The organism is Candidatus Neomarinimicrobiota bacterium, from assembly GCA_034716895.1.
GTDB lineage: Bacteria > Fidelibacterota > UBA8477 > UBA8477 > JABMPR01 > JABMPR01.
In genome coordinates this window covers 1-2,595 of sequence record JAYEKW010000146.1, presented here as the reverse complement: position 1 = coordinate 2,595, position 2,595 = coordinate 1, and the positions used below count along the sequence as shown (strand labels likewise).

Genomic DNA, 2,595 nt, shown 5'->3' with positions numbered 1-2,595 from the left:
CCTGCAGCTGAGATCAAGGAGCGCGTGACCAATGCATCTGAGATCCTGGGTATCACGGAGTATCTGGACCGTCGGCCAAAAGAACTCTCCGGTGGTCAGCGTCAGCGGGTGGCTGTGGGTCGTGCAATTGTACGCAACCCGGCAGTCTTCCTGTTTGATGAGCCCTTGTCCAATCTGGATGCAAAATTACGGGTGCAAATGCGGACTGAGATCAAAAAGCTGCATGCCAGGCTCAAGACCACCATGATCTATGTGACCCATGATCAGGTTGAAGCCATGACCATGGGTGATCGGATCGTGGTCATGAAGGATGGTTATCTCATGCAATCAGAGGCTCCCCTTGAGCTTTACACCCGACCTGCCAATAAATTCGTGGCTGGTTTCATCGGATCACCCTCTATGAACTTCCTGGATGTAAAGGTTACGATAAAAGATGGTATCCATTTTAGCAGTGATCAGCTCCATCTGAGTTATCCTGATGTGGATTACCAGGGACTTGAGGAATATTCAGGAAAAGAGATCACTTTGGGTGTCCGTCCAGAGCATCTGGAACTGGCTGATCAGGGTGAGGGTATCCAGGCTGAGTTGGAGGTTAGTGAGTTGATGGGCAGTGAATCCTATCTGTACACTTCTGTTGGTGATATTCAGGTTGTGGCCCGGGTGCAGGCTACTCACCAGCCCAAGACTGGCGAACTGCTCAATTTTATCCCCCAATTTGAACATCTTCACTTTTTTGACTTAAAAACTGGGGACAGGATAGATTAAATTGATTTAGACCAATTTCAGTTCTAAAGGGTCTATTAATTTCAAAATATTTTAGTGTTTCACGATCTTCATGTTTTCTGCATAGCCATAGCTATGGATAAAATATTAAGTGAAGTAAAACGGTAAAAGATGAAGAAATTACAGGCCATTTGGAGCTGAATTTGGTATTAGACCTGTTTTCAAGCGCGAAGCGGTCAAACAGGTTTCAGGTTCGCAGTATAATACCTGGAAAAAAATCTCAACTACAGGATAGAATGAAACCAGTTTAGCCTCTGCTTTGCTGTGTCAGCAACTGGATAGAGCAAAACCTGCACAAAATGCACAATGCATTGCGCAAATTGTGCAATGCATCAACTCGCTTCTTTACTAAAATCACACGCCATGCTTTAGTATCTTTGAATAAACAAACCGTCTATTTTTTTTGTTAAACCTAAACATTGATTATCATTAGGTCATGATCACAGCTGTGGTGTAGAATGAGGGTGTCAATAAAACAATAAAAACAATATGATATAGCAGTTATGCGCGTGATGTTGCACTTGCTGCGATGTTAAACGGATAACTGGTAATGGGCTAAATAATTCATCCTCGGATTATTATTGACAAGTCACATGTCAGCAGGTATAATAGGACAAACGATTGTGCAAAACAAGTAGTGACCAGCATAATGATGGTCGTTCAATATGTAAGGGGCGGTTTCCTTGGTTCAGAACAAGCAAATTACTTTAGACAATATCGCTGATCAGATCGGTGTGTCCTGCACAACGGTTTCCCGTGTACTCACAGGTCAATCAAAAAAGTACCGGATCAGTGATAAGACTACCGAGCTCGTTCAGCAAACAGCCAGGGAGTTGGGCTATTTTCCTGATCAGCTTGCCAGGGCACTGAGAACCAAACGCACCAATACCATGGGCTTGATAATTCCAGATATATCGAATCCATTTTTTTCCACCATTGCCCGAAATATTGAAATCCAAGCCCGTAAAGTTGGGAATTCAATTATTCTGGCAGACAGTCAGGAAGATACCCAACTTGAAATTGAATCGATTCGACTGCTCCAGAGCCGCAAGGTGGATGGTCTGATCATTTGTCCCGTTGGTGAAGAAAGTGCTCATCTGAAAAGTATTATCAGTAGTGGTCTGCCCATGGTCATTATCGATCGTTATTTTCCTGATCTTAACTGTGCTTATGTCGTCTCTGATAACTACCAGGGAGCTCTGGAAGCAGTCAAGTATTTCTTTGAAATGAATCACAGATCGATCGGTTATATCCAGGGACGTATCAATACATCGGTCAATGATGAGCGCATCAGAGGATATCGAGATGCACATAGTCATATTGGAGAACCAGTTGATGAAACGCTTATCGTAGGCGATAGTTTTGGGAAAAGAAATGGTTACATCGGTGCCAAAATTCTGCTGGCCAAGCACCCACGACCAACTGCAATTTTTGCGGCAAGTAACCTCATTTCTCTAGGTGCCATGACCGCCATACAGGAAGAGGGCCTAAAGATACCAGATGATATCTCCATTATTTCGTTCGATGAACAACCCTATTCTGAATATCTGGCTACTCCCATGACCACGGTAGCGCAGCAAACATCTGAAACAGGTGAGATCGCCTTTAAACTGTTGCAGGCTCAAATTCAAAACGATGAGAAGCAATCTGCTGATGGCATTGTTTTACCGACTGAACTGGTTTTTCGTAAATCTGTAAAAAAATTAAATCTTCCAACATCGACGCGATGAACTGGAAATAAAAAAAGGGAATGCGTGATCAAAAATGCGGTGTGCTGACAAAAGCAACCGCGTCATTTGTGATAGTCATCCC

The 2,595-nt window shown here is 43.4% G+C and carries 2 protein-coding genes; both read left to right on the top strand.

Annotated elements, in window-relative coordinates:
• A partial coding sequence (locus U9Q77_09090; GenBank protein MEA3287511.1) for an ATP-binding cassette domain-containing protein occupies nucleotides 1-765 on the top strand: 765 nt, incomplete at its 5' end.
• A gap of 701 nt (nucleotides 766-1,466) precedes the next feature.
• On the top strand, nucleotides 1,467-2,513 hold the full coding sequence (locus U9Q77_09085; protein MEA3287510.1) for a LacI family DNA-binding transcriptional regulator: 1,047 nt from the start codon (nucleotides 1,467-1,469) through the stop codon (nucleotides 2,511-2,513).
• The last annotated feature ends 82 nt before the right edge of the window (nucleotides 2,514-2,595 follow it).